The organism is Commensalibacter papalotli (ex Botero et al. 2024), assembly GCF_947179115.1.
In the GTDB taxonomy this organism is placed as follows: domain Bacteria; phylum Pseudomonadota; class Alphaproteobacteria; order Acetobacterales; family Acetobacteraceae; genus Commensalibacter; species Commensalibacter papalotli.
This window is the reverse complement of sequence record NZ_CAMXCI010000001.1, coordinates 792,640-816,403: the sequence shown is the minus strand read 5'-3', so window position 1 is coordinate 816,403 and position 23,764 is coordinate 792,640. Positions and strand designations below refer to the sequence as shown.

Sequence of the window (23,764 nt, the reverse complement as noted above, 5' to 3'; positions counted from 1 at the left end):
AATGGAATGAATGAGATAATTAAGGATATTCTTGTATTTTTAAAGAATATTCCTTTGGGTTGGTTTGATGCTTTCCGTCATTATTTTAACTATCATGGGCGCACGAGCAGAGCTGGGTTTTGGTCTTTTGCAATTTTGAACAGTATAATTGCATTATTATTATATTTTATTAGTTATTATTTTGGCTTGGTTTATCGTATTCAGATTTTCTTTCGATACCTAGATGCTTATTTGTTTTTCACTATCTATACTTTATTGACTCTTATACCATCCTTTTGCTTATGTATCAGACGTTTGCATGATTTAAATCTTAAAGGGTTTTGGTTTTGGATATGGTTAGTAGCTTTGTTTATTTCTTTACCTAATATCTATGTCAATTTTGTCTGTCAGTGGTTTTTATTATTCGTTTCTTGCTATCCTAGCAGTGATAGCACTAGATTTGGTGATAAACCAAAGGCATGGTTTACGACATAAATATCTACAGACAGATAATGCCCGTAGACATTTGTGGTCATTTTACCAAACAGGAATGGGAACGCTGTTTACTTTAAACAGGTTTCCTTGCCAGTCAATATCCCACTCTAGAATATTATTTCCAGCATTACGCCCAGCGAACTTTGCCAAAATTAACGCTGTTTTTAACCTACTATTATTGGCTTCGTTACTTGCAGTAATTAATGCTTGCATATTCGTAATCCGAAAGGTTCCTTTTGCCGAGGTTAAGGTTGGTTTATTATTTAACGTCACATTACCATTAGCGGTAATAGCAGTTTGATTGTTGCGAAGATCCAAGCTGTTGATTTTTACAGGGAATGAAGCACCCGAAGAGGCTCGATCTGTATTGCCACTGGTTGATGCTAAGATCAAAGGATATACTTGATCTGTTGTTGTAAGGTTAATAGTTCCTTGTTCTGGGATTATGGCAGCGGGAACTTTATGTTGTGATAAGGTGGACAACCCTGAGAAACGAATAACAATTTGAATATTATTGCCCTGACCACTTAATTGGGCATTAAGAGTATTTGCTTTATACGAAACTTTACTGTTTTGAATACGCACATTATTCCACGTAAAGCTGACTTTATTGCCTTTTTTAAGACTTTTGAGTAAAGGGGATAAACTGTCTGTATAGTAAGTTTTGCTACAATCTTTCATCTGATGATTAAGGACAATATTTAATAGCCCTGTAGAAGTAATATTGGTTATTCTTTGTAATTGATCAGCAGATAAAATGTTATTACTTTTGCTAACGTTCAGTTGTTGAGCCGTAAGTTTAACAGCAGGATTGTCTGATGCTTGGACAATATAATTTGTGGCGTTTAATGTATTTGTAGTTGTGCTGCTGCTATCAACATTGATATTGGCACAAAAAGATTGCCATGTTTGTGAAGCGTGTGCTGTGTAAGAAGATAAGCTGCCTGTAGTAAGCAGTCCGAAAAGAGTAAGAAAAGTTATTTTTTTGTTCATCATGCTAAATTTTATAATAAATTATTGATACAATCTAATAAAATATATAGAGGTTTAATGAGATATCAAAGAAAGAATTAAGTTTTCTCTTATATTTTACCTGATATTATTTAAGGTTACTCTTTATTATGTTTAAATTTGTTGACCCTTTTTTGGTTTCATTACTATCAACTTTGTTAATTGCCAGTTTTTTTCCATGTTATGGCAGTGGTGTCGATTTTTTTAATCATTTAGCAATCATAGCAATTGCATTAATGTTCTTTCTGCAAGGTGCGAGGCTTTCTCGCAAAGCAATGCTTGAAGGTTTGTTTCATTGGCGATTACATTTACTTATTTTCCTTTGCACTTTTACTTTATTCCCAGTTTTAGGCGTAACATTACATTATCTATTTCCCCAACTGTTGGTGCCAGGATTGTGGATGGGGGTTGTCTTTTTATGTTGCTTACCTTCGACCGTACAGTCTTCGATTGCATTTACTTCGATTGCCAAAGGCAATGTGCCGGCAGCAATTTGCTCGGCGACTGCCTCTAATTTAATAGGGGTCTTTATTACACCTTTACTGGCAGGGTTTATTTTTAGCAGCCAAGGGCATATGAAATTAGACGGCACGATTGATATTGTTTATCAGTTATTACTGCCATTTGTTGCAGGACAATTATTACAACCTTGGATAGGGGAGTGGGCCGTTAGAAATAGAAAGCTTCTTTCTTTCTCTGATCGAGGATCAATTCTGATTGTGGTGTACAGTGCCTTTAGTGAAGCTATGAATATGCACTTATGGCAAAAGCTTGATATTCAACAACTATTATATGTCGTTGGTATTGATGTGTTTTTGTTATTTTTGGTTTTAATCATTATTGCAATTGTCAGTAAGTTATTAAAATTCCCTTTGGAAGACCGTATTAGTATTGTTTTTTGTGGTTCTAAAAAGACTCTGGCGTCTGGAGTTCCGATTGCAAATGTATTATTTCCATCCAATATGGTAGGGATTATTATCTTGCCGTTAATGATTTTTCATCAAATCCAACTTTTTATCATCGCAATTTTGGCTAGGTATTGTGCAAAACTGGTTGATAAAAAAGAAAAAACAGAAGACGCGTCTATAAATCAAAGATAAATTAAAAAAACCACTTGCCAAAGCCCTATAAAATCGTATATGAATGTTTTTACAAAATCCGGAGGGGTGGCCGAGTGGTTGAAGGCAGCGGTCTTGAAAACCGCCGTGCGTTAATAGCGTACCGTGGGTTCGAATCCCACCCCCTCCGCCATTTATCAAAACATTTCCATACAAAACCTAGCATAAAGCTTACAAAAAAGCTGTTTTTTTTACTGAGCGAACTCAAACAAAGTAAATCATTTCAAAATAGAGAATTAGTTGGTATCGAATTAATTTATTGATATTTAAAATTATGTTAACAGATAAGCAAATTGTAACATTATTGTTTTAGAGTTATCCTTGGTATCTTATGATGAGTAATAATGGATTAATTAACTTAATTATTGTGTCATTATATTTAGAGGAATTTAAAGTTTGATTTTAGGACATATTTAGATTGTATTAATGTATGTGGGTTAGTATTAACGGCTGTTGGAGCTTTTTAGGTCTGCCAGATCTGGGATAATAAAACGTGAACAAGCTGTTGAAATAGGTGTGCCTCGTTATGCATCTGATTCGTTTGAAGAAAATTTAGAGCTTCCACTCGTGAAAAGCCTTTTAGAAACTTCACAAAACTTAAAATCTGGATTATTTTTTTATTTTTTTGGAACAATTCTGCAAATTTTTGTTGTGATTATAAATATAATTTTAAAGTAAATATTTGTTTTAATCAGTCATTTATATAATTTTAAAAAAATATTATTTAACTTAATTTTGATACAAAATATTCATATTTTTTTATCTTTAAGGTATTTTTGTGCTGTTATTGTAATTTTATAATAAATATTTTCTTAACTTCATATGGTGAAAGGTCCTTATTAAAGTTATATTTGCTAACAGTAGAGGAAAAATAATGCAATACTCTAACTTTACATTCTTTTGGGAGCATAAAGAAGATGCTATTCACCCAGAGTGTAGTCAATTTTATAAAAGTTCTTTTACAATTGATGGGATTGAATTTAATTGCACTGAACAATGGATGCATTGGAAAAAGGCTATTATTTTTGGAGATCAAGAGATGGCTCAAAAAATCCTTAAAGCCAAGTCTCCGTTTGATCAAAAGAAACTGGGGCGTGAAGTTTCAAATTTTAATGCAGCCATTTGGTCATCTGTTGCTTTTGATATTGTATTTCGTGGAAATATAGAGAAATTCTCGCAAAACCCTAAGCTATTAAAGCAACTTGCTAAATCCAAAGGTACATTATTAGTAGAAGCTGCTCCTAATGATAAAATATGGGGGATTGGACTTGAGGCTTCTGACCCTAAAGCTATGGATAAAACGCAATGGCGAGGCCAGAATTTGTTAGGGATTATTGTTACTCGGGTAAGAGATATTTTATGCGTTGAAAGGTAAGGTTTTTTCAAGCTTGCAGTTTTTTCTTTTTTCCATATGTTAAGAAATAGGCTTTAAAGGGATAATGTGATGAATGATAATAAAGATGATTTTGGCATCAAGGAAAAATATGAATATGAGCTGCCAGGGGAGCCATTGAACCCTACTGGTGAACCACTAGGAAAATCATTTTTTTCTAACCCTTCGGCAGTTCCCTCTGATGTAAAATACATTGACCCTAATGAGTATTCAGGTCTGGGATATTTTAAATATTGGTTTATTGCATGTATTGTAATGTTGGTTCTCGGATTGACTTTTGAATTTGGGATTTTAGGCAAAGATGGAAAAGAAGGACCTTTATGTCGGTACCTTCCCAAAAACAAGGTTTGTTATTATTTGGCAGGGCCAGCGCCTAAACCAGCACCTGTAACATCTTCTACAAAATAGGGTATTACTCTGGTGTTGCCTCGGGTTTTTTATTGGCTCGTTGAACGGTCAAACGTTTAATGACTGGAACCATTAATTCGCTGATTTCTTGATACGCTTTTGCAGCAATGCTGTCTGGATCTTGTGCAACAATTGGCACGCCAACATCTGCACCACTGCGAATAGCTGTAATTAATGGAATTTCACCTAAGAAAGGAAAGCCTAAATTATTAGCTTCTTTTTTTGCACCATTTTCGCCGAAGATATAGGTTTTTTCGTTACAACATGGGCAAGAAAAATAAGCCATATTTTCAACTATACCTAAAATAGGAGTCTTAGCTTTTTGGAACATAGCAATACCACGTCTTGCATCCAGTAAAGCAACGTCTTGAGGTGTAGAAACAATGATTGCACCATCAATTTGAATGCTTTGGGTTAAAGTCAGTTGCACATCGCCAGTCCCAGGAGGGGTATCAACAAGTAATATATCCAACTCTCCCCATTTGACGTCAGATAAAAGTTGTTTAATAGCGCCCATAACCATTGGGCCACGCCAAATCAAGGCTTGCTCGGGGGGAACCAACATCCCAATAGACATTGCAGAAATTCCCCAAGCAGTCATAGGGATCAATTTATGATTAATAACTTCGACTTGACCTTCTAGACCTAACATATGGGGAACAGAGGGACCATAAACATCGGCATCCATTAATCCTACTTTAAGTCCTTGATTAGCCAAACTTACAGCAAGGTTAATGGCAGTAGACGACTTTCCTACGCCTCCTTTACCAGAGGCAACGGCAATAATACATTTAACATCTTGTAAAGCTTCAATAGGGCCTGTTGGTTTAATCGGAGCATGTTTATGGGCTTGATGCGGTGTGGCGGGTTTTTGCTGAGCTGCATTGGCACTTGCAGCTTGACGAGGGGGAAATACTAAACGCTTATTGTTTCCTTCACCTGTATTAAGAAAGACGCGGGCTTGCACGATACCTTCGATTTGTTGTAAACGATGTTCAACTTTGGCACGCAAGGGTTCTGCAGCATCTTCGGGAACCTTGGCAATATTTAAAGTTAGATGTATTTTTTGCCCTTCAATTATCATATTTTCAATGATATTTGCATCAAGCAAACATGTATTAGGCGACCATGGTAAAGTAAAGTCTGATAGAGCTTGGTGAATAGTTTGCTGATTGATGGAAACTGGGCTAGTCATCATGATACTTTCAAAAGGCAGAAGCGTGAAAAAATGATTGTAAAAAGATTTTATAGAACAGTATATAATAATAAATAATTTTTTTGTGTTTATTTTATATCTTCCTTTATAAGATGCAATAGGAAGTTACGCTCATTATTTTATTATAAAGGACTGGAATCCTGTCTACTCAACCAACAAAACCAGGCAGAGATCATCGTATTGATGCTTTGCGAGGCTTGGCATTGATTATGATGTATGTGGATCATATTCCAGAGGATCTTTTAAATCGGTTTACCATGCGTAATATTGGGTTTGCTGATGCAGCAGAGATCTTTGTTCTGCTTGCAGGATATGCGTCTTGGTTGGCTTATGGTAGGAAAGTTTCAAAAGACGGATTATGGGGTGTCTGTAAAAAGATTTTACATCGCTGTTGGAAAATCTATTTATTTCAAATGGGTCTGGTTTTAATTAGCTTGCTCAGTATTTATCAATGGCGACGTTTTTGGGTGTTGCCAGTAGATTTTTTAGAACCAGAACTGGCACATGGTTACAGCATTGCTAGGGAAATATGGCGATTACTGTTGTTGGATGCTTTGCCTAGTAATCTTAATATCTTACCACTTTATATTATTTTACTCGGAATATTCCCTTTATTATATTTATTGATACGTTGGCGATGGTGGTTGGCATTGGGGCTCAGCTTTCTACTTTGGCTTGGGGTGAATATCGACCCTTGGTTTAATTTCCCTAATTGGCTCGATCCTGATGGATGGTTTTTTAATCCTCTTGCTTGGCAATTTCTATTTACGATTGGCATTTATGGTGCGATCACCGCTGGAAAACACCACGGGGATTTCCCTTCAATTCCGTGGTTAAAATGGGGTTTAGGGCTTTATTTGCTTTTTTCATTCTTTGAGGCTTTTCCTTGGGAGTATTGGGGATTGCCTGATCTAAGATTACTGCATGTGTCTGTACCAGCAAAGGCATACTTATCCCCATTACGGTTACTGGATGTTGTAGCAATATTCTATTTAGTACAATCTTCTGGATGGGCAAAGCGTTTCTCAGAAGGAAAAATTGGACAGTTTTTAGCTTTATATGGACGGCATTCTTTAGAGGTTTTTTCATTAAGCACTGTGTTTGATCTTTGGGGGCGTTTGATGTTTGCTAGTTGGGGAGAGAGTTGGACATTGCAATTTGTCGTAAATTGTATTGGTGTTTCTCTTTTATATATTTTAGCTGTTTATTTAGATAAAAAAAGAACCAAAGCAAAGGCTATGCAAAAAGCTAACAATTCTTAAAAGAAAAACAGTATATTTTGATTATTGAATTGCTTTCTTAATGGTTTACTTTTAAAGGATCTTAGCTATAATTTTTTAGCTGAATAATTAGCCTATAGAGTTTTGTAGGCTTTCATGAATTTTGAAATCCTCATTCTGAACGGGAAAATAGGCGAATGAAAATACGCACAAGCTCCTTGATACAATCATGTTGTTTGTTGTTAATAGGAACAACCTGTTTATTTCCTGTATCACAAGTGAAAGCACAGTTTTCTCTTTCTTCACTTTCTTTTCTTACCAAGAATGATCATACACAACGTCAATATCAGCATGTACCAGACAGTTTTGCCGATTTGGCAGAAAAATTATTACCCACTGTTGTTAATATCTCAACTAGTAAAGTTATCAAGCCAGGTCAGACAACCGATGATGATGAAGACGATGATGATGAAGACGATGATAACAGCGTAGCACCAGATCCGAATTCGCCCTTTGAAAAATTTTTTCGTAATTATATGAATCGTCGAGGGATTCCAGATGATGGGAACAATCACTTACAGGCCTTAGGGTCTGGTTTTATTGTTGATCCAACGGGGTGGATAGTAACCAATTATCATGTCATCAAAGATGCCGATCAAATTATGGTCACTTTACAAAATAATCATATGTTAAAAGCAACGTTGAAAGGGTTTGATGAACGGACAGATTTGGCATTATTAAAGATCAATTCCAAAACACCTTTGACAGCAACCCATTTCGGTAATAGCGATCAGTCCAGAGTAGGGGATTGGATCTTGGCTATTGGTAATCCTTATGGATTATCTGGCACTGTGACATCGGGGATTATATCTTCACGAGGAAGAGATATAGAACAAGGCCCTTATGATGATTTTATCCAAACAGATGCACCAATAAACAAAGGAAATTCTGGTGGTCCTATGTTTAACATGAAGGGCGATGTTATTGGAATTAATACGGCTATTTTCTCGCCTTCTGGAGGGTCAATTGGCATTGCTTTTGCCATACCTTCTAATGAAGCTAAGAATATTATCGATCAATTAAAAGAAAAAGGTCATGTTGCCAGAGGGTGGGTTGGTATTCGTATTCAGGAGGTCAGTGAAACTATTGGGGATAGTTTAAATGTCCAACCGTTCCAAGGGGCTTTGGTCGTTCAAGTTGATCCTGCTGGTCCTGCTGCCAAAGCGGGAATCAAAGCTGGAGATGTTATCCAAAATTTAAATGGTAATGAGGTTACTGCGCATTCTATGCCACGTTTAATTGCTCAAATGCCTGCAGGAAACAAAGTAACCCTAGGCGTATTAAGGCAAGGTAAAGTCCTTGATTTGCCGATTACAGTTGCAAGTCTAGTCGAAGACGGTACAACCCAACCAGATACACATCACGAAGCTCAAATTGAAAAAAATAAAACTATTTTATTAAAAGATTTAGGATTTTCAGTCAGTAATATGACTGACCTTTTAAGGCAAAAATATAATCTTGCTGAAAAGCAGCAAGGGATAGTCATTGTTGCAACAGATGGCCGTAAAGGGAAAAATACGGCAGATATCAAAGTTGGTGATGTGATTGTTGGCACGAATAAAAGTAATATTACACAGGTTGCAGAATTACAAAAAGAGATTATCTTATTTAAACAAGAAAGCAAAAAGAAAGCACTTAAAAATCCTAGAATGCTATTGCTTATCCAAAGTGGGGATGCTTTGCGTTGGATTGCTGTTCCTGTAAATGATAAGAAAAAATGATTCTAATTGTTTGAAATGAATCAAGTATAAACTAATCCGATGAATGTGAAAAATGGTGTTTCAAAGCCTAAAAAAGCATGAAATTTACTCTGCTTTACAGCAGAGTTTACGCTTGCTGTTGTCAATTGCTTTATCTAGCTTAATTGCTTATGTCTGTAAGCTACATGAACCTTATTGGGCGTTAATAACGTCAGTCATTGTGACACAAAGTCGTATTGTTCAGACATTACAGACCAGTCGAGATCAACTTGTTGGTGCTTTGATTGGTGGGGCGGCAGGGTTAATAGCCATCCTTTTACAAGAATATTCACAATGGCCTTCTTTGATTGTTTTTACGATTGTCATTATTCCGATGGTGGCTTTGGTTGCATGGCGGCCTTCTATGCGTCTGGGTGTTGTAACACTTGCAGTAGTGTTTTTATTTCCATCTCCGGGAGGAATGTTTGAGCGTCCCTTTGACCGTATATTCTCTATTATTGTTGGTGTTATTGCATCTTTGATTGCCAGCTACTTGATTTTGCGTCCTCAGGCAAGGTGTAGTGCCTTTATTCACGCGCGCGTTGCTTTTGATAAAATACATATCTTGTTACATTCCGTACTCACCTCTCATATTGTTTGGGAAGAAGTTGAATCAATGAATGATGAGGTCACTGCAGAATTAAGAGATGTTGTCAGTGAAATTGCCGAGGCACGTAAAGAGCATCCTAATTATACTCTGGAACATTCAGATCCAACTTTGGTAAGGGTTTATCCAATTTTGAGACGTTTACAAAGTGATACTATCTTTGTTGCCAGAGCGATGGATGAATATCATCGAGGTTTACCTGATGAAACCAGAGATATTCTTAAAAATGCACTAAACGAGATTTTTGAACGTTTTATTATTTTATGTGAAGAACAAGCAGGGCACACAGAACCGTTTTTTTGTTCAAAACAAAAGGACAGTTTCGAAGGAATGATTGAGCCAATTTTAACAGAAATGAAGAAGGGATGCCCACCAACAATACAATTTACTTTGGAAGCTTTATGTCAAGATCTTGTTCGTGGGCACGATGTTTTTATGTATTCAAAAAAGTTACGAGCTTCTTCCTAGTCAACATTATTTATAAGAATGTAACTCTTCTTCATTTAATTCTCTGGCTTCCTCGACAATCATAACAGGAATACCCTCTTTGACAGGATATGCCAATGCGGCTTGGCAACTGATCAGTTCGTTTTTTTCTCTGTCATAAATTAAAGGCCCTTTGGTTAAAGGGCATACAAGAATTGAAAGTAAGCGTTGATCAAGAGGTGGGGAAGAAGATTGATCTGTCATGGAAACCTTGCGATAGATAAAAATGAGAATTAAAGAGCAGCTTTAGAACTGCTCAGGAGATAATTAAGAGAAAAGAATGCTTGATAAGCGTCTTCTGGCATTTAAAGAGGCCTCATCATCTAGCCCCCACGCTTCAAACAAGCGTAATAACTGCTTTTTAGCAGCTTCATCATTCCAAGTACGGTCTTTTTTGATAATCTCTAACAGCTCATCAGCTGCCTCTTGGCGTTTACCGGCGGCATTATAAGCCGTAGCCAAATCATAACGCGCTTGATGATTATCGGGATTGACGGCGACTTTATCAAGAAAAGTTTGGAGTTCACTTTGTGCCTTTGTACCTTCGATAGCTAAATCAATCGCTGCTTTTGCTCGGGTGATTTCGGGATTTTCTAGCAAGTTTTCTGGAACTTGCTCCATAACCTCTTGGGCAGCTTCTGGGCCAGAATGAGCCAGTAAAGAGCGAATCATGCCGCCCCAAGCTTCTGGTTTTTCAGGTTCCAGTTCCAAAGCTTGAGAATATGCTCCCATTGCTTCTTCATATTGGTTATTTTCGAGGAATTCTTTGCCTTGTTCGATGAAATCTGCACTGGGCATGGCAGATCCAGCCGTTTGTAAAATTTGATCGAGGAATTTTTGAATAGCACTTTCGGGTTGTACACCTTGAAACAAATCAACAATTTGTCCTTGCCAAAAAGCGGCGACCAAAGGAATAGACTGAATGGGTAGGCCAATTTGTGCAAGCTGTTGTGCCAGAGCCTGGTTTTCATCAATATTCAGTTTAACTAATTTGACTCGCCCTTTGGCAGCAGTAACGACTTTTTCTAAAACAGGTGTCAATTGTTTGCAAGGACTGCACCAATCTGCCCAAAAATCAACCAAAACAGGAATAGTGTTACTGCCATCCAAAACTTCTTGCATAAAGTTATTTTGATTACCATCGATAAGGATGCTTTGATTGGATGAAGATGAAGCAACAGCAGAGCCATCTTCTGTTAAAAGCTGTGCGGGGGAAGTAGGAGAGCTGTTAAAAGGCGTCATAGATTTGTCATATCCCGTATAAAAGAAGCATATCGAAAATGATACAAGTTTTATAATTTCTTTAAAATAAAGTGTTGATTAAAAAACATCTAATTTTAAAGTATTAGGTTTATTATATCAATAAGGATGCTTATAAACAAAAATATTTTTTCTAATTTTATTATTTTTCTCTTGCAAGGTTTTTAAAAATCTCTTAAAAGCAATTTACGCAATACAAAGCGGGCGTAGCTCAGGGGTAGAGCACAACCTTGCCAAGGTTGGGGTCGTGGGTTCGAATCCCATCGCCCGCTCCAGATTTTTTTAATCTGCAGCGATATTATTTCCTTTTAAAATTAATTATATGTTCCTGAATAATAATAGATATAAAATATTATCTACTAAATTTGCTTTTAGGAATTTAAATGAAGTTATTTTTACTAGCTTTTATAGTAGGCATCTGCGTTGTTTTCTCTGTTCCTAAATCTTTTTCTGCTGATGTGATCAAGCAAGAGGCTAAGGAAAAGTTAGAAAAAAAAACAAATTAAGGGGATGCAAAAGCTCAATTACAATCAGCGATCATGAATGAGCGTGATATTTCCCATAGCCAAGAAATAAAAATAGATAATTTATTAAAGGCCAAAGCATATTATAAAGGAAGAGACAAAGCTTAAAGAAACTATAGGACCCGTATTACATCTGCTATAGAAGAAGGGCCTAATTTTGCTGGCAAATATTCTATTTCCTCAATTGGATGTGGCACGGGATGTTTTTTGCATATATTGCGGACAATCAAGCAGAGAAGGTGATTGGGCAACTTCCTATAGATGGTGAATTAAATGATTCTGCGGATTTATTATATCATTTGAATAGTCGTGTTGTAATTGCAAGCTATCCAGTTGTTGTAGGTTATGCTGATCAAGATTCTCGTATTGTAACAGTATATAATAAGCTTCTATTTAATGGAAAAAAGTTTGAATTATTAAGCTCATCATATTCAATAGATGATTGGTGTCATTTCGATGATTTGGAAGTTGCTTGGTATTTATGTGCACAGCATTCGTAAATATTGATAAGCATATATTATGCAGTTACTATTGGGCTTTTTATGACCATAATTGATAGGTTTATTGATCATAACAAGAATGAGTAAAAATAAATCGTTTTATTATATTACCCTCTTGCACATATGAGAAAAATATCGTAAATAGTTTCTACGTTCAGAGCGGGCGTAGCTCAGGGGTAGAGCACAACCTTGCCAAGGTTGGGGTCGTGGGTTCGAATCCCATCGCCCGCTCCAATTTATTTATGCTTTTATAATAAAGCAGTCTTTCAAAATCCCCACAAAATATATTACTTAGATTATAGCTCTAGTTATAAATTGGTATGTCTTAATTTTTATAGGCATGAAAAGTAAATTTCATACCTATATACATTCTTTATAAACCAGCCAAAGCCTGATCTAGATCAGCAATAATGTCCGCAGCATTTTCAATACCTATTGATAAACGAACTACGTCAGGTCCTGCACCAGCAGCGATTTTCTGAGCATCAGTTAATTGGCGATGTGTGGTAGAGGCGGGATGAATTACCAAAGACCGTGTATCCCCAATATTAGCTAGTAATGAAAATAGCTCTAATTTAGAGACGAATTGAACACAAGCATCATATCCACCTTTAATACCAAAGGTAAACACAGAGCCTGCACCTTTGGGGGAGTATTGCAGTTGCAATGCGTGGTATGGATTTCTTTTTAATCCAGGATAGGAAACCCAAGAAACTTTGGGATGTTTTTCTAGATAACTTGCCACTTCCATTGCATTGTCACAGTGACGTTGCATCCTTAAAGGCAAGGTTTCAATACCAGTTAATAGCAAAAAAGCATTAAATGGAGAGATGGTTGGTCCAAAATCGCGCATTCCTAAAATACGAGCCGCAAGCGCAAAAGCCATATTTCCAAAAGCTTCACTGGCGACAAGGCCAGCATAATCAGGGCGAGGCTCGGTGATTTTAGAGAATTTACTTGATTTTTTCCAATCAAAATTCCCACCATCAACAATAACGCCTCCCATAGAGTTACCATGCCCACCTAAAAATTTTGTTAAAGAGTGCACTACGATATTGGCACCATGTTCAAATGGGCGAATTAAATATGGGGTGGCCATTGTATTATCGACAATCAGGGGGATATTGTGCTTTTGTGCGATCTTGGCAATTTTTTCAATATCAACAATAATCCCACCTGGATTAGCAAAACTTTCGATAAAAATAGCACGCGTACGATCATCAATGACGGTTTCAAAAGTAGATACATCATCCGCATCAGCAAAACGAACATGCCAATCAAAAGACTTAAAAGAGTGAACAAATTGATTAATTGAACCGCCGTAAAGCTGACGTGCCGCTATAAAATTATCGCCTGGCTCCATTAATGTATGAAATGTTAGAAATTCAGCTGCATGACCTGAGGCAGTTGCCAATGCAGCGCTTCCGCCTTCCAAAGCTGTGATACGCTCTTCTAATACAGCTTGGGTAGGGTTTGTAATGCGGCTATAAATATTACCAGGATCAGCAAGTGCAAAACGGTTGGCTGCTTGATCGACATCATCAAAAACATACGCAGTCGTTTGGTAAATTGGGGTTGCCCTTGCACCAGTAGTGGGATCAGGGCTGGCACCCGCATGCACAGATAGGGTTTCAAATTGCGGCTTTTGCTTCATGGTTAAGTTCCTTATAGTTTGGATCATGTGGTTTTTGCGCAAATTAAAGTATAGCCAGAGTTGTTGTGATTTATCAAAAATAATTTCGATTATTCCTTTTTATAAAGGTAGATCGTTAGATTATTTTACAATGCTGTTTAACTCTGATTCAAAATGATATGTTCATCATTTACATATAAAATACCTATTTACAAAATATCAATCATTACAGAAATATATATGAATAATCTTCATAAGAGTAAGTATTAAGGAACTCAAAGGTTATAAAAATCAATTTGTTATTCTAGAAATTAACTGATGAATTTTAATACTACATTTAAATATTTATAAATATTTGGCTAAGAAGCATCAGTATAAATAAAAAGAACTTATTTTTTAAAATAGATTTGTCATAATAATATAAATCAAGCAATATAGATATTAACCTATTCGTTATTTGATCCATTTTGATAACGTTTAACAAAATATATAGGTTTTATTTATATCTTATGTTTTTATCAACTCATTATTAGTTAATTATAAATTATAAATTTTCATTACGACTCTAATAAATTGTAATATTTCAAAGTATTAAAGAGGTTATTGTTGTGAGTAATAAATTAAATAAAATGATTACCGTTGATGCTAATCAAGCAGCAGCATCTATTGCATATACCTTAAACGAAGTTATCGCTATTTATCCCATTACCCCAAGCTCGACTATGGCAGAGTATGCTAATAATTGTGCTGTACAACAATTGCCAAATTTATGGGGAGATATTCCCCGTATGATGGAAATGCAATCCGAAGGTGGGGCTATTTCGACTGTTCACGGAGCTTTACAAACAGGGGCCTTGGCAACGACATTTACCTCATCCCAAGGTTTATTGTTGATGATTCCTTCTTTATATAAAATTGCAGGGCAGCTTATGCCTTTTGTATTGCATGTGGCGGCCCGTACTATTGCAACCAGTGCATTATCGATTTTTGGTGATCATTCTGATGTGATGGCGGTTCGACAAACTGGTTGTGCATTATTATGTGCCAGTAATGTCCAAGAAGCTCAAGATTTTGCTACTATTGCACAAATAGCAAGTTTAAAGAGCCGTGTTCCTTTTATTCATTTTTTTGATGGTTTCAGAACGTCTCATGAAATGAATAAAATTTATAGTTTAGAGATTGAAGAGCTTAAACAACTGGTTCCAGAAGATGCTATTCGCGAACATCGCAACCGTGCATTATCCCCAGAAAACCCTATTGTGAGGGGGACGGCAGCAAATCCTGATACTTATTTCCAAGCTAGAGAAGCAACCAATTTATGGTATGATGCGGTATATGCTCATGTTGAACAAACAATGCAGCATTTCGATATGGTGACTGGTCGCTATTATCACCCTTTTGAATATTATGGTCATCCCAATGCGACAAAACTTATTGTGCTAATGGGATCGGGTGTTGGGCCTTGTGAGGAAGTGATTGATATGCTTTGTGATCAAGGGGATAAAGTTGGATTATTAAAAGTTCGCTTATATCGTCCTTTTTCAGCTATGCATTTTTTAGAACAAATTCCTGAAACGATTGAAAAGATTGCTGTTTTGGATCGTACCAAAGAAGCTGGTTCGCAAGCTGAACCGCTTTATTTGGACGTAATGACTGCTTTTTCTGAGGCATATAGTCATGGCGAACGGTCATCATTGCCTAAAATTATTAATGGTCGATATGGGCTGTCTTCCAAAGAATTTGACCCTGATTGTGTGATGGCTATCTTTAATGAATTACAACAATCAACTCCTAAAAGGCGTTTTACTGTTGGGATTAATGATGATGTTACTCATCTTTCTATTAAATCCATTCCTGCTAATTTATCAGCACAACATAGCCTAACAGCGTTATTTTATGGTCTGGGAAGTGATGGGAGTGTTTCAGCTACTAAAAATACAATTAAAATTATTGGCGACCATACAGATAATTATACTCAAGGTTTTTTTGTTTATGATTCTAAAAAAGCAGGCGGATTAACAACATCACACTTAAGGATCAGTAAAAAACCAATTAAATCAACATACCTGATTCAAGGTGCAGATTTTGTTGGGTGTCATCAATGGCAATTTATTGATAAATATCCTGTGTTAGATAAGCTTAAAGCTGGGGGAGTATTTTTATTAAATACGCCTTATGAACCTGAGGATATATGGGAAAATTTACCTTATGAGGTTCAATCTGCTTTATTAGAAAAAGAAGCACGATTTTATGTTATAAATGCGTACAAAATTGCCCGTGAATGCAAGCTTGGCACGCGTATAAATACGATTATGCAAACTGCATTTTTCCATTTAACTTCTATCTTACCAGAGGAAGATTTCGAGAATTATTTAAAACAGGCGATTATTAAAAGCTATCAGAAAAAAGGGGATGCGATCGTTCAGAATAATCTTAAAGCGATTATCCAAGCAAAAAATGCAACCCATCAAATTCTGTTACAACCTATTTCTCTTGATAGTAAAGCGCTTTCTCCAATCGTTCCTGTTAATGCTCCTGAATTTGTCAAGGAAATCACAGGAAAAATGTTAATTGGATATGGTGATTCTTTACCTGTTTCTGCGCTACCCCCTGATGGTACATGGCCAACAGGAACAACTCAATGGGAAAAACGACGTATTGCTGAAATGATTCCGATTTGGAATAAGGCTTCAATGTGTGTGCAATGTAATATTTGTGTTGCAGCATGTCCGCATGCGGCTATTCGTGCGAAAGTTGCCAATAGCTCTGAATTTGTTAATGCGCCTGAAACATTACAAAGGCTTCCTGTTAAAGCCAAAGATTTCAAAGGGCAAGAATATGTATTACAAGTATCACCCGAAGACTGCACGGGATGTAATATATGTTACGAGGTCTGTCCTGCTAAGGATAAAGAAGATCCAAGCATTCGTTCAATTAATATGTTACCTATACAAGATCATTTGGAAATTGAAAAAAATAATTTTGAATTTTTTCAAACTATTTCTGATCGGCCAATATCTTCTATTGAACGCATAGATCTTCGCACATCTCAACTTGTTACCCCTTTATTTGAGTATTCTGGAGCTTGTTCTGGTTGTGGAGAAACGCCTTATATTAAATTATTAACGCAATTATTTGGTGAGAAATTGTTTATTGCTAATGCTACGGGTTGTTCTTCTATTTATGGAGGAAATTTACCTACCACGCCTTATACCACAAATTGTGAGGGGCGTGGACCAACTTGGGCGAATTCTCTTTTTGAAGATAATGCTGAATTCGGGTTGGGCTTTAGGTTAACGATTGATCAACATAAACAGCGTGTTTTAAGATTATTAGATAGTTTTCAAACAATCTTGCCGGCTACGCTGATTGATACATTGAAAAATGAACGAAATTCTGATCTTGAGCGTCGAAATGCTATGAGAGAAATGCAGGATTTACTGAAAGATAACAAGGATCTAAAAGCACAAGACTTGATTCATGACGCACATTATCTTTTACAAAAATCTATATGGCTTGTTGGTGGTGATGGGTGGGCTTATGATATTGGCTTTGGTGGTCTGGATCATGTTCTCAGCACAGGGGAAAACGTTAATGTTTTGGTTCTTGATACCCAATGTTATTCGAATACAGGCGGACAACAATCAAAAGCAACCCCAATGGGAGCAATTACCAAATTTGGTGAATTAGGGAAAGAAAAATCCAGAAAAGATTTGGGATTATCAATGATGATGTATGGTAATATTTTTGTTGCCCAGATTTCTTTGGGGGCTCAGATGAATCAAACCATTAAAGCTCTTCAAGAAGCAGAGGCTTATCCTGGCCCATCTTTAATTATTGCATATAGCCCATGTGGAGAGCATGGATATAATCTGGCCTACAGTCATGAACATATGAAAGAGCTTACCAACTCTGGCTTTTGGCCTCTTTATCGATTTGACCCAAGTAAAAAAGACAGTGGTAAATCATTATTAACTCTTGATTCTAAGTTATCAAAAGAGCCTATTGTAAATATTTTGCACAAGGAACAGCGTTTTAATCGTTTGTGGAATACCGATCCAGAACGAGCAGATGCATTGATTGCACAACTCGATAAGGTTGTATCCCGACGTTATTCTTTACTAACAAAGCTTTCTGAAATGAATTTTGAATAGTGTATTAAAACATAAAAAGCCTCAATATGATTGAGGCTTTTCTTTTACTTATTTGTCTCTATTATTATTTGTTGTTTTGCTTAGCTTGCTTAAGCATTTCATAAGAACGCGCATAGTGCGTTCGGAAATATTCTATATCTGTTTCTGCTAGTTTGTTTTCTACAAAAGCCCAGCTTAATAAGTAATCTTTCATTTCTTCTGGCAAATCAAGCTCTGTTGGAAATAAAGCAGTTATTGTTAAGGAGCCTTGTGATGCGTTTTGTATGAGTTTAGTTGCTCTGAATTTTAAGGGATATTCTATCCAATATTGATATTCTCCAATTTCGTTAATTAGAGTAATATTTTTAAGCAGCGCATAAGTTACCGTATTATGAGTTAAGTAATTTTGAAAATATAAATTCATAAAGGTAATTTTATCTTTGGCCTGATCAAAACTGGCAAATATATATAAAAAATCAGATGGTTTTTTTACAAGATAAACACAAACATAATCAATCAGATAGTCGCAACAAATGCTAAGTGGGCTATTATTTTCGTTTACAGAGCATTCTTTAACTGCATGGGATAAGATTGTTGAGATTTTATCTTCTTCACACCATAATTGTTGTACAAATTCTGGGTTTTGAAAGGCAGTGTTTATATATTGTTGAGATGTCGGTGGTTGTTTTTCCATCATTACTCTTTCAAAAGTTCGTCTCTTGGGTCATTTATGATTTCTTGTGTATGCTTGTGAGGAATACTATTCATGTTGATGGCATTTTTTAATTCAGACCGATCAATATATAAAATAGCTTCTTCTCGACCAAAGAAATTGGGTAAGGGTGATAGGCTACAGGGCCATCGTGGGTTAGGATTTGTTCGATAGTTTTATTTTTATATCTAATTTTAGAATATTATAAAACCAAAATTAATTAGGGTGTGAATAAAAAATATTCATATAAAGATAAGGGTAAATCTTACTCTATGCAGTATTTAACCAGTTACTATCTTCATAGCCTGGTGAGAGATAGATATCATATATTTAATTTGATTTTGTATGAATATAGAGGCTTATATGAAATTTTTAATTACGTATTATCATAGTTTCTTTGAAGCTCTGATATGTGAATGCGGATAACTTTAGCCTCAATATTGTTATAATTTCGAATATGTTCAGGATAGTAATGTTTGTTTATTATTAATGGTTGCTTGGTCAGCTTTTTCAATAACATAAATAACTGCATATATATTAGGTCGAATGAAATTGGCTGCTAGGACGGTATTATCAATGACGCCCAGATGATGTTTATCAGCATATCGAGGGATAGTGACTATGGTGTATACTTTCCAGTCATCGCTATAATTTTCTGGATATTTTTTATATGTGGTTGGAACAGTAATTTTTGTCGAGGAAATATGAGGGCTATTTAAAGCTTTATAAAATCAATTTGTTTTTGATATTCATACACTAAGGCATCTTCCTGAATCTTGGTTTGTTCTGGACTGTGTTGGTTGATGTCAATCGTATTATTATAAAACTATTCTCTAGAGTTATTTGCGAATGCTGTTTTAGGAGAATGACAATGAATAGTCTCTGCCAAACACTGTGATATAGACAAAAATAAACCTACGGATATAAAAGGTAACAATAATAATTTAGGCGTATTCATAGTTTACAGTGCTTTATTTGATCAGAAAATAGTCGCATATTATAACCAGTAAATGGTATTTTAAAGTTTTAATATAATTGATAATAAAGAAAACAAGCTATTATTTGACTTATAGGTGATTTTTGAAAAAATTATATATTGCAGCTTTATTGGGATTATGTATTAGCACTCAGGTAAAGGCGCAAATTACTTGCCCTTATGAGGCTTACGGAACGCCGACTTCTATTATGCCAACAACAGAGCAAAAAGCCTTGCCTATACAAACGGACGTCAGGGTATGTGATGAGGGATATGCATGGGGTTTTTCCAAGAAAACTAATGTTAATGTATATTCTGCTGAATTGCTTACGAAAGAGCAAGTTCAGAAGGCTAAAGAAATGAGGCGTTATGGAACTTTTGATAACAGAGATCCTTTGATACGAGACTATCGTAACTCGGGATATGATCGTGGTCATATGGCTCCCAGTGGAGATATGGGCAGTTATGAATCTCAAGTTAAAACATTTATTCCTCAAAATCTGGTACCTCAAACCCGACAGCTTAATAGTGGCAAATGGAATTGGATAGAAAATCAAACCCGTCAAATGGCCATTCAATATGGATCGGTCTACGTTGTTACTGGTCCTTATTTCCAAGGTAATACTAAAAAAATTGGTGATGATCGTTTGTGGGTGCCGTATGCTACGTGGAAAGCAATTTATGTGCCAAAATTAGAACAAACTGGGGTTTATTTTTGCAGAAATACGCAAAAACCAATTTGTTATATACAAACTGTTGAATTTTTTACGCAAAAAACTGGAATAGATCCTTTTCCAAAACTTGATGCTTCTATTAAAGCAGCTCAGTTACCATTGCCAAAGATGGGAGAATATAAAAAGCAACAAAAAAAACATTATCAAAGAAAAGATTGGCAATAATAGGTGAGGGGTTATTTTTTTTATTGGTTTTTTATTTTGATTTTTCCTCATTTAGTTCAAGCTCAATAAAGTTTGAGCAAAAAAATATGGGCGATGATAGAAGGCAATGATTATAATTTATTAATGATCAAATAGTTGATTTTAAACATCATTATAATGAAGAATATTAAACGCATTGGGAATCATGAGAACCTAATGTAAAAACATTGTTTTAGTAACAGGGGCTTATTTAATTTATGTCTTTTATAGGTATTTTAATTCTTCAATTTTTCGCATTGATTATTCCTGGCCCTGATTTTTTCTTGGTCTCTAGAACAGGAATAACCGGAAATAAAACTGCGGTCTGTAAAGTGGTTGCAGGGATTTGTACGGGTGCCTTGATTTGGATGATTTTATCTATATTAGGGTTGCATATTTTGTTTCAGACCTACCCTGTGCTGATTAAGTTGGTCATGCTGGGTGGGGCTTGTTATTTATTATATCTCGCCTATGGGATAGTAAAGCGCTCTAATAAAAAAATGAGCAATCAAGCAGTTCAGGAAAAGCATTATTTTTTAAAAGGGATGATGTGTAATTTATCTAATCCCAAAGCGATTATTTATTTTGCCAGTATTTTTTCTGTTCTACCCTTGGGGTCTGGGATTGCGAACATTCTCCCAATTATTGTTTCTCTTATAATTGAAAGTTTTATTTGTTTTGTTGGATTGGGTTTACTTTTTTCTCATTCTTTCGTTAAAAGAAAATATCAGCAATATGCAAAAAAAATAGATATTGCGTCTGCGTTGATATTTGTCATATTTGCAGTATTTATGTTGGTAGAGTTCTTGCTATAGATCAGAATTTGTAACATACTTTTATATTCAATTTTGTTGATCTATTACAGGATAGAAAGATCAATTGAAAGCAATTTTATATATTTAAAGAGTTTGTCAAATGTTACAAATTATTCAATCCCCATCTAAATATATCCAAGGGCCAAATGCATTAAAAGAAATTGGTCATTATGCTAAATTATTGTCAGATCATTATTTGGTTATTGCTGATGATATTGTGATGAAAATTGCAGCCCCGATTATTGAGGAGAGTTTAAAAAAGGTTTCTATAGAAGGATTATTTGAACGTTTTGGAGGTGAATGCTCTAAAAAGGAAATCCAACGGCTTGGGGATGTTTTAAAAGCGAATAATTGTCGTGGTGTTATCGGTGCTGGTGGTGGTAAAACATTGGATACAGCAAAAGCTGTTGCCTATTATCACAAAGTGCCCGTATTAATTGTACCTACAATTGCATCAAATGATGCACCAACCAGTGCTTTGTCTGTGATTTACAAAGAAACTGGTGAGTTTGATGAATATCTAATGTTCCCCACAAATCCAGATATGGTTTTTATGGATACAACGATTATTGCCAAGGCTCCTGTTCGTTTATTTGTGGCTGGAATGGGGGATGCGCTTTCAACTTATTTTGAAGGAAGAGCATGTTCTCTTTCTCGTGCTCAGACTATGGCAGGAGGTCAGTCTACATTGGCAGCTATGGGGTTGGCACGTTTATGTTACGATACGCTTTTAGAAGAAGGTTACAAGGCAAAGTTAGCGGTTGAAAACGGTGTTGCAACTATCGCTGTGAACCGTATCGTAGAGGCGAATACTTATTTAAGTGGAATTGGGTTTGAAAGTTCAGGCCTTGCGGCTGCACATGCTATACATAATGGTTTTACTATTTTGGAAGAGTGCCATCATATGTATCATGGAGAAAAAGTGGCATTTGGAACCCTAACTCAACTTGTATTGGAAAATGCGCCAAAGGAAGAGTTGGAAACTGTTTTAGAGTTTTGTGATCGAATTGGTTTGCCGATTACTTTGGCTCAAATTGGGGTTAAAGAAGGGGATGGTTTTAAAGAAAAGAAAATTATGGATGTTGCCAAAGCGAGTTGTGCAGAGGGAGAAAGTATTCATAATATGCCATTTAAAGTTACGCCAGAGCAAGTCTATGCTGCGATATTAACAGCAGATGCTTTGGGAAAAGCTTGGCAAGCATAAGTGAAGGCTTTATAGTTTATCTTAGGATTTTATAAATGCACAGAAAGATTACTTTTTGTGCATTTTTATTATGTTAACTATATGATATTTTGCTTTTTAAATTTCATAATTATATAAAAACTGAGGATAGTATGACCTATGATGCGGTCTGGCCATTATGTATAATCTTAGTGATATTAATTGTTTTCCTCAGCTTGCCCATTCCTCTTTTTTATAGAATTCAAGTAGTAAGAAATTCCCAGGAGGATCGTTTATATACGATTGATGGCTTGCGTGGTTATCTTGCTTATTTGATTGTTTTTTTACATGCCACTGTTTGGTATAATTTAGTTCATAGTAAGGAATTTAAAGGAGCAGCAGGGAGTTATATAGACTTGCTGGCAACTACGGGTTTATGCGTTTTTTTTATGATTTCTGCATTTTTATTTTGGACTAGATGGTTAAAACATCAAGGAAAAATAGAGGTTATTCCCTTTTATATTAAACGGTTCTTTCGGATAGCCCCTGTTTATTATTTATGTATTTTATGTTTATTTATTGCGGTGATGAACAAAACGAACTGGCATTTAGACGTAACGGTTCTGAGTTTTATTAAACAGATATTTGCTTGGTTAACATTTGGATTATTCTCTTTTCCTTCTATCAATGGATTTGGTTTAACATCTTTGTTGGTGATGGGGGTTGTATGGACTATTCCTTATGAGTGGATGCTTTATTTAACATTGCCGATTATTGGAATGTTCAGTAAAAATATTTGGTCGTCGTTAAGTTTTGCAATTATTTTGTGTGTTTTCACCATTTTGGCACAATTTTACTGGAAAATACATTTTCTTGCTGAAAATGATATGATGCCCTTTGCTTCTTATGCAATTGGTATTTTGATTGCAACGTTGAAACAAATGCAGTGGCAACCCAGACTTAATGATTTTTGTGGATCTGTTATTATGGTCGGCTGTATTTGTTTGTTATTGTCTTTTTGTCATAAATATCCAGAACCCTTAATGCTTGTATTGGGTGGAATATTTTTTTATTGTGTTGTGTCTGGAGCTTCTTTGTTTGGTTTATTCAAATTGAAAGCCTCACAACGAATGGGCAGGGTTAGTTACAGCATTTATTTATGCCAAGGGTTAGTTTTATATTTTTTTAGCGATGTATTGATTGTGACAAAACATTTTATGATGTGCTCTATTTGGCATTATTGGGGTGTGTTATTAGGTGAATCTATCGTTCTTTTACTTGTAGCTTGTTGTTTATATATATTTATTGAAAAACCAAGTATGGATCGTGGTAAACAAATAGCAAGTAAACTAAGTCAGAAAACAAATATAAAGCATTTCATAACATGACATATTTTTCAA

The 23,764-nt window shown here is 35.6% G+C and carries 20 protein-coding genes and 3 tRNA genes; 17 read left to right on the top strand and 6 right to left on the bottom strand.

The window, feature by feature from the left end:
* Nucleotides 1-6 precede the first annotated feature (6 nt).
* Nucleotides 7-474: a DUF805 domain-containing protein gene (locus QMN76_RS03725; RefSeq protein ID WP_034336242.1), complete on the top strand. Its 468-nt coding sequence runs from the start codon at nt 7-9 to the stop codon at nt 472-474.
* Between the two features lie 42 nt (nt 475-516).
* Here QMN76_RS03725 and QMN76_RS03720 read toward each other — a convergent pair whose 3' ends face one another.
* Nucleotides 517-1,470 carry a hypothetical protein gene (locus QMN76_RS03720; RefSeq protein WP_282065739.1) on the bottom strand — a complete coding sequence of 318 codons (954 nt, stop codon included), beginning with the start codon at nt 1,468-1,470 and terminating at the stop codon, nt 517-519.
* Between the two features lie 125 nt (nt 1,471-1,595).
* Here QMN76_RS03720 and QMN76_RS03715 point away from each other — a divergent pair, with 125 nt between their 5' ends.
* The 4 genes from QMN76_RS03715 (at nt 1,596) to QMN76_RS03700 (ending at nt 4,404) form a co-directional block, all read left to right on the top strand.
* The gene (locus QMN76_RS03715; protein WP_282023740.1) at nt 1,596-2,585 is read left to right on the top strand and encodes a bile acid:sodium symporter family protein; all 990 of its coding nucleotides are present in this window, start codon (nt 1,596-1,598) and stop codon (nt 2,583-2,585) included.
* 60 nt (nt 2,586-2,645) lie between these two features.
* Nucleotides 2,646-2,736: transfer RNA gene (locus tag QMN76_RS03710), tRNA-Ser, on the top strand.
* A 741-nt stretch (nt 2,737-3,477) separates the two neighbouring features.
* On the top strand, nt 3,478-3,978 hold the full coding sequence (locus QMN76_RS03705; protein ID WP_282023741.1) for an NADAR family protein: 501 nt from the start codon (nt 3,478-3,480) through the stop codon (nt 3,976-3,978).
* 69 nt (nt 3,979-4,047) lie between these two features.
* Entirely contained in the window at nt 4,048-4,404 is a 357-nt protein-coding gene (locus tag QMN76_RS03700) for a hypothetical protein (RefSeq protein ID WP_034336254.1), read from the top strand.
* 4 nt (nt 4,405-4,408) lie between these two features.
* Here QMN76_RS03700 and QMN76_RS03695 read toward each other — a convergent pair whose 3' ends face one another.
* Nucleotides 4,409-5,602, bottom strand: coding sequence for an Mrp/NBP35 family ATP-binding protein (locus QMN76_RS03695; protein WP_328517259.1), 1,194 nt, complete (start codon nt 5,600-5,602; stop codon nt 4,409-4,411).
* A gap of 155 nt (nt 5,603-5,757) precedes the next feature.
* Here QMN76_RS03695 and QMN76_RS03690 point away from each other — a divergent pair, with 155 nt between their 5' ends.
* From QMN76_RS03690 to QMN76_RS03680, 3 genes are all read left to right on the top strand, one after another.
* Complete coding sequence (locus QMN76_RS03690; RefSeq protein ID WP_328517271.1) at nt 5,758-6,882, top strand: OpgC family protein; 1,125 nt, start codon at nt 5,758-5,760, stop codon at nt 6,880-6,882.
* Between the two features lie 155 nt (nt 6,883-7,037).
* Nucleotides 7,038-8,621, top strand: a complete 1,584-nt coding sequence (locus QMN76_RS03685) for a Do family serine endopeptidase (protein WP_235176732.1) — start codon at nt 7,038-7,040, stop codon at nt 8,619-8,621.
* A gap of 52 nt (nt 8,622-8,673) precedes the next feature.
* A complete protein-coding gene (locus QMN76_RS03680; protein WP_282023742.1) occupies nt 8,674-9,714 on the top strand; it encodes an FUSC family protein in 1,041 nt (346 codons plus the stop codon).
* A 6-nt stretch (nt 9,715-9,720) separates the two neighbouring features.
* Here QMN76_RS03680 and QMN76_RS03675 read toward each other — a convergent pair whose 3' ends face one another.
* The gene (locus QMN76_RS03675; protein ID WP_034336260.1) at nt 9,721-9,936 is read right to left on the bottom strand and encodes a Trm112 family protein; all 216 of its coding nucleotides are present in this window, start codon (nt 9,934-9,936) and stop codon (nt 9,721-9,723) included.
* A gap of 63 nt (nt 9,937-9,999) precedes the next feature.
* Nucleotides 10,000-10,974, bottom strand: a complete 975-nt coding sequence (locus QMN76_RS03670) for a thioredoxin family protein (protein WP_282023743.1) — start codon at nt 10,972-10,974, stop codon at nt 10,000-10,002.
* 218 nt (nt 10,975-11,192) lie between these two features.
* On the opposite strand from QMN76_RS03670, the gene QMN76_RS03665 reads away from it, so the two are divergent.
* The 4 genes from QMN76_RS03665 (at nt 11,193) to QMN76_RS03650 (ending at nt 12,250) form a co-directional block, all read left to right on the top strand.
* Nucleotides 11,193-11,267: transfer RNA gene (locus QMN76_RS03665), tRNA-Gly, on the top strand.
* Nucleotides 11,268-11,375: 108 nt separating this feature from the next.
* Entirely contained in the window at nt 11,376-11,498 is a 123-nt protein-coding gene (locus tag QMN76_RS03660) for a hypothetical protein (RefSeq protein WP_282023744.1), read from the top strand.
* 218 nt (nt 11,499-11,716) lie between these two features.
* Complete coding sequence (locus tag QMN76_RS03655; protein ID WP_282023745.1) at nt 11,717-12,016, top strand: hypothetical protein; 300 nt, start codon at nt 11,717-11,719, stop codon at nt 12,014-12,016.
* 159 nt (nt 12,017-12,175) lie between these two features.
* Nucleotides 12,176-12,250, top strand: a tRNA-Gly gene (locus QMN76_RS03650).
* A gap of 139 nt (nt 12,251-12,389) precedes the next feature.
* On the opposite strand, the gene QMN76_RS03645 is transcribed toward QMN76_RS03650, so the two are convergent.
* Nucleotides 12,390-13,670 carry an O-acetylhomoserine aminocarboxypropyltransferase gene (locus tag QMN76_RS03645; RefSeq protein ID WP_282023746.1) on the bottom strand — a complete coding sequence of 427 codons (1,281 nt, stop codon included), beginning with the start codon at nt 13,668-13,670 and terminating at the stop codon, nt 12,390-12,392.
* A 587-nt stretch (nt 13,671-14,257) separates the two neighbouring features.
* Between QMN76_RS03645 and nifJ the strand changes: the two genes are divergently transcribed.
* Nucleotides 14,258-17,803 carry a pyruvate:ferredoxin (flavodoxin) oxidoreductase gene (gene nifJ, locus QMN76_RS03640; RefSeq protein ID WP_282023747.1) on the top strand — a complete coding sequence of 1,182 codons (3,546 nt, stop codon included), beginning with the start codon at nt 14,258-14,260 and terminating at the stop codon, nt 17,801-17,803.
* Nucleotides 17,804-17,867: 64 nt separating this feature from the next.
* Here nifJ and QMN76_RS03635 read toward each other — a convergent pair whose 3' ends face one another.
* Nucleotides 17,868-18,479 carry a hypothetical protein gene (locus QMN76_RS03635; protein ID WP_282023748.1) on the bottom strand — a complete coding sequence of 204 codons (612 nt, stop codon included), beginning with the start codon at nt 18,477-18,479 and terminating at the stop codon, nt 17,868-17,870.
* Between the two features lie 1,095 nt (nt 18,480-19,574).
* On the opposite strand from QMN76_RS03635, the gene QMN76_RS03630 reads away from it, so the two are divergent.
* The 4 genes from QMN76_RS03630 to QMN76_RS03615 all read left to right on the top strand — a co-directional run bounded on the left by QMN76_RS03630 (nt 19,575) and on the right by QMN76_RS03615 (nt 23,752).
* Nucleotides 19,575-20,369 (top strand): DNA/RNA non-specific endonuclease, encoded by a 795-nt coding sequence (locus QMN76_RS03630; RefSeq protein ID WP_282023749.1) that lies wholly within the window; start codon nt 19,575-19,577, stop codon nt 20,367-20,369.
* A gap of 236 nt (nt 20,370-20,605) precedes the next feature.
* A complete protein-coding gene (locus tag QMN76_RS03625) occupies nt 20,606-21,202 on the top strand; it encodes a LysE family transporter (RefSeq protein WP_282023750.1) in 597 nt (198 codons plus the stop codon).
* A 100-nt stretch (nt 21,203-21,302) separates the two neighbouring features.
* The gene (locus QMN76_RS03620; RefSeq protein ID WP_282023751.1) at nt 21,303-22,406 is read left to right on the top strand and encodes a glycerol dehydrogenase; all 1,104 of its coding nucleotides are present in this window, start codon (nt 21,303-21,305) and stop codon (nt 22,404-22,406) included.
* Between the two features lie 131 nt (nt 22,407-22,537).
* Entirely contained in the window at nt 22,538-23,752 is a 1,215-nt protein-coding gene (locus QMN76_RS03615) for an acyltransferase family protein (RefSeq protein WP_282023752.1), read from the top strand.
* Nucleotides 23,753-23,764: the final 12 nt, after the last annotated feature.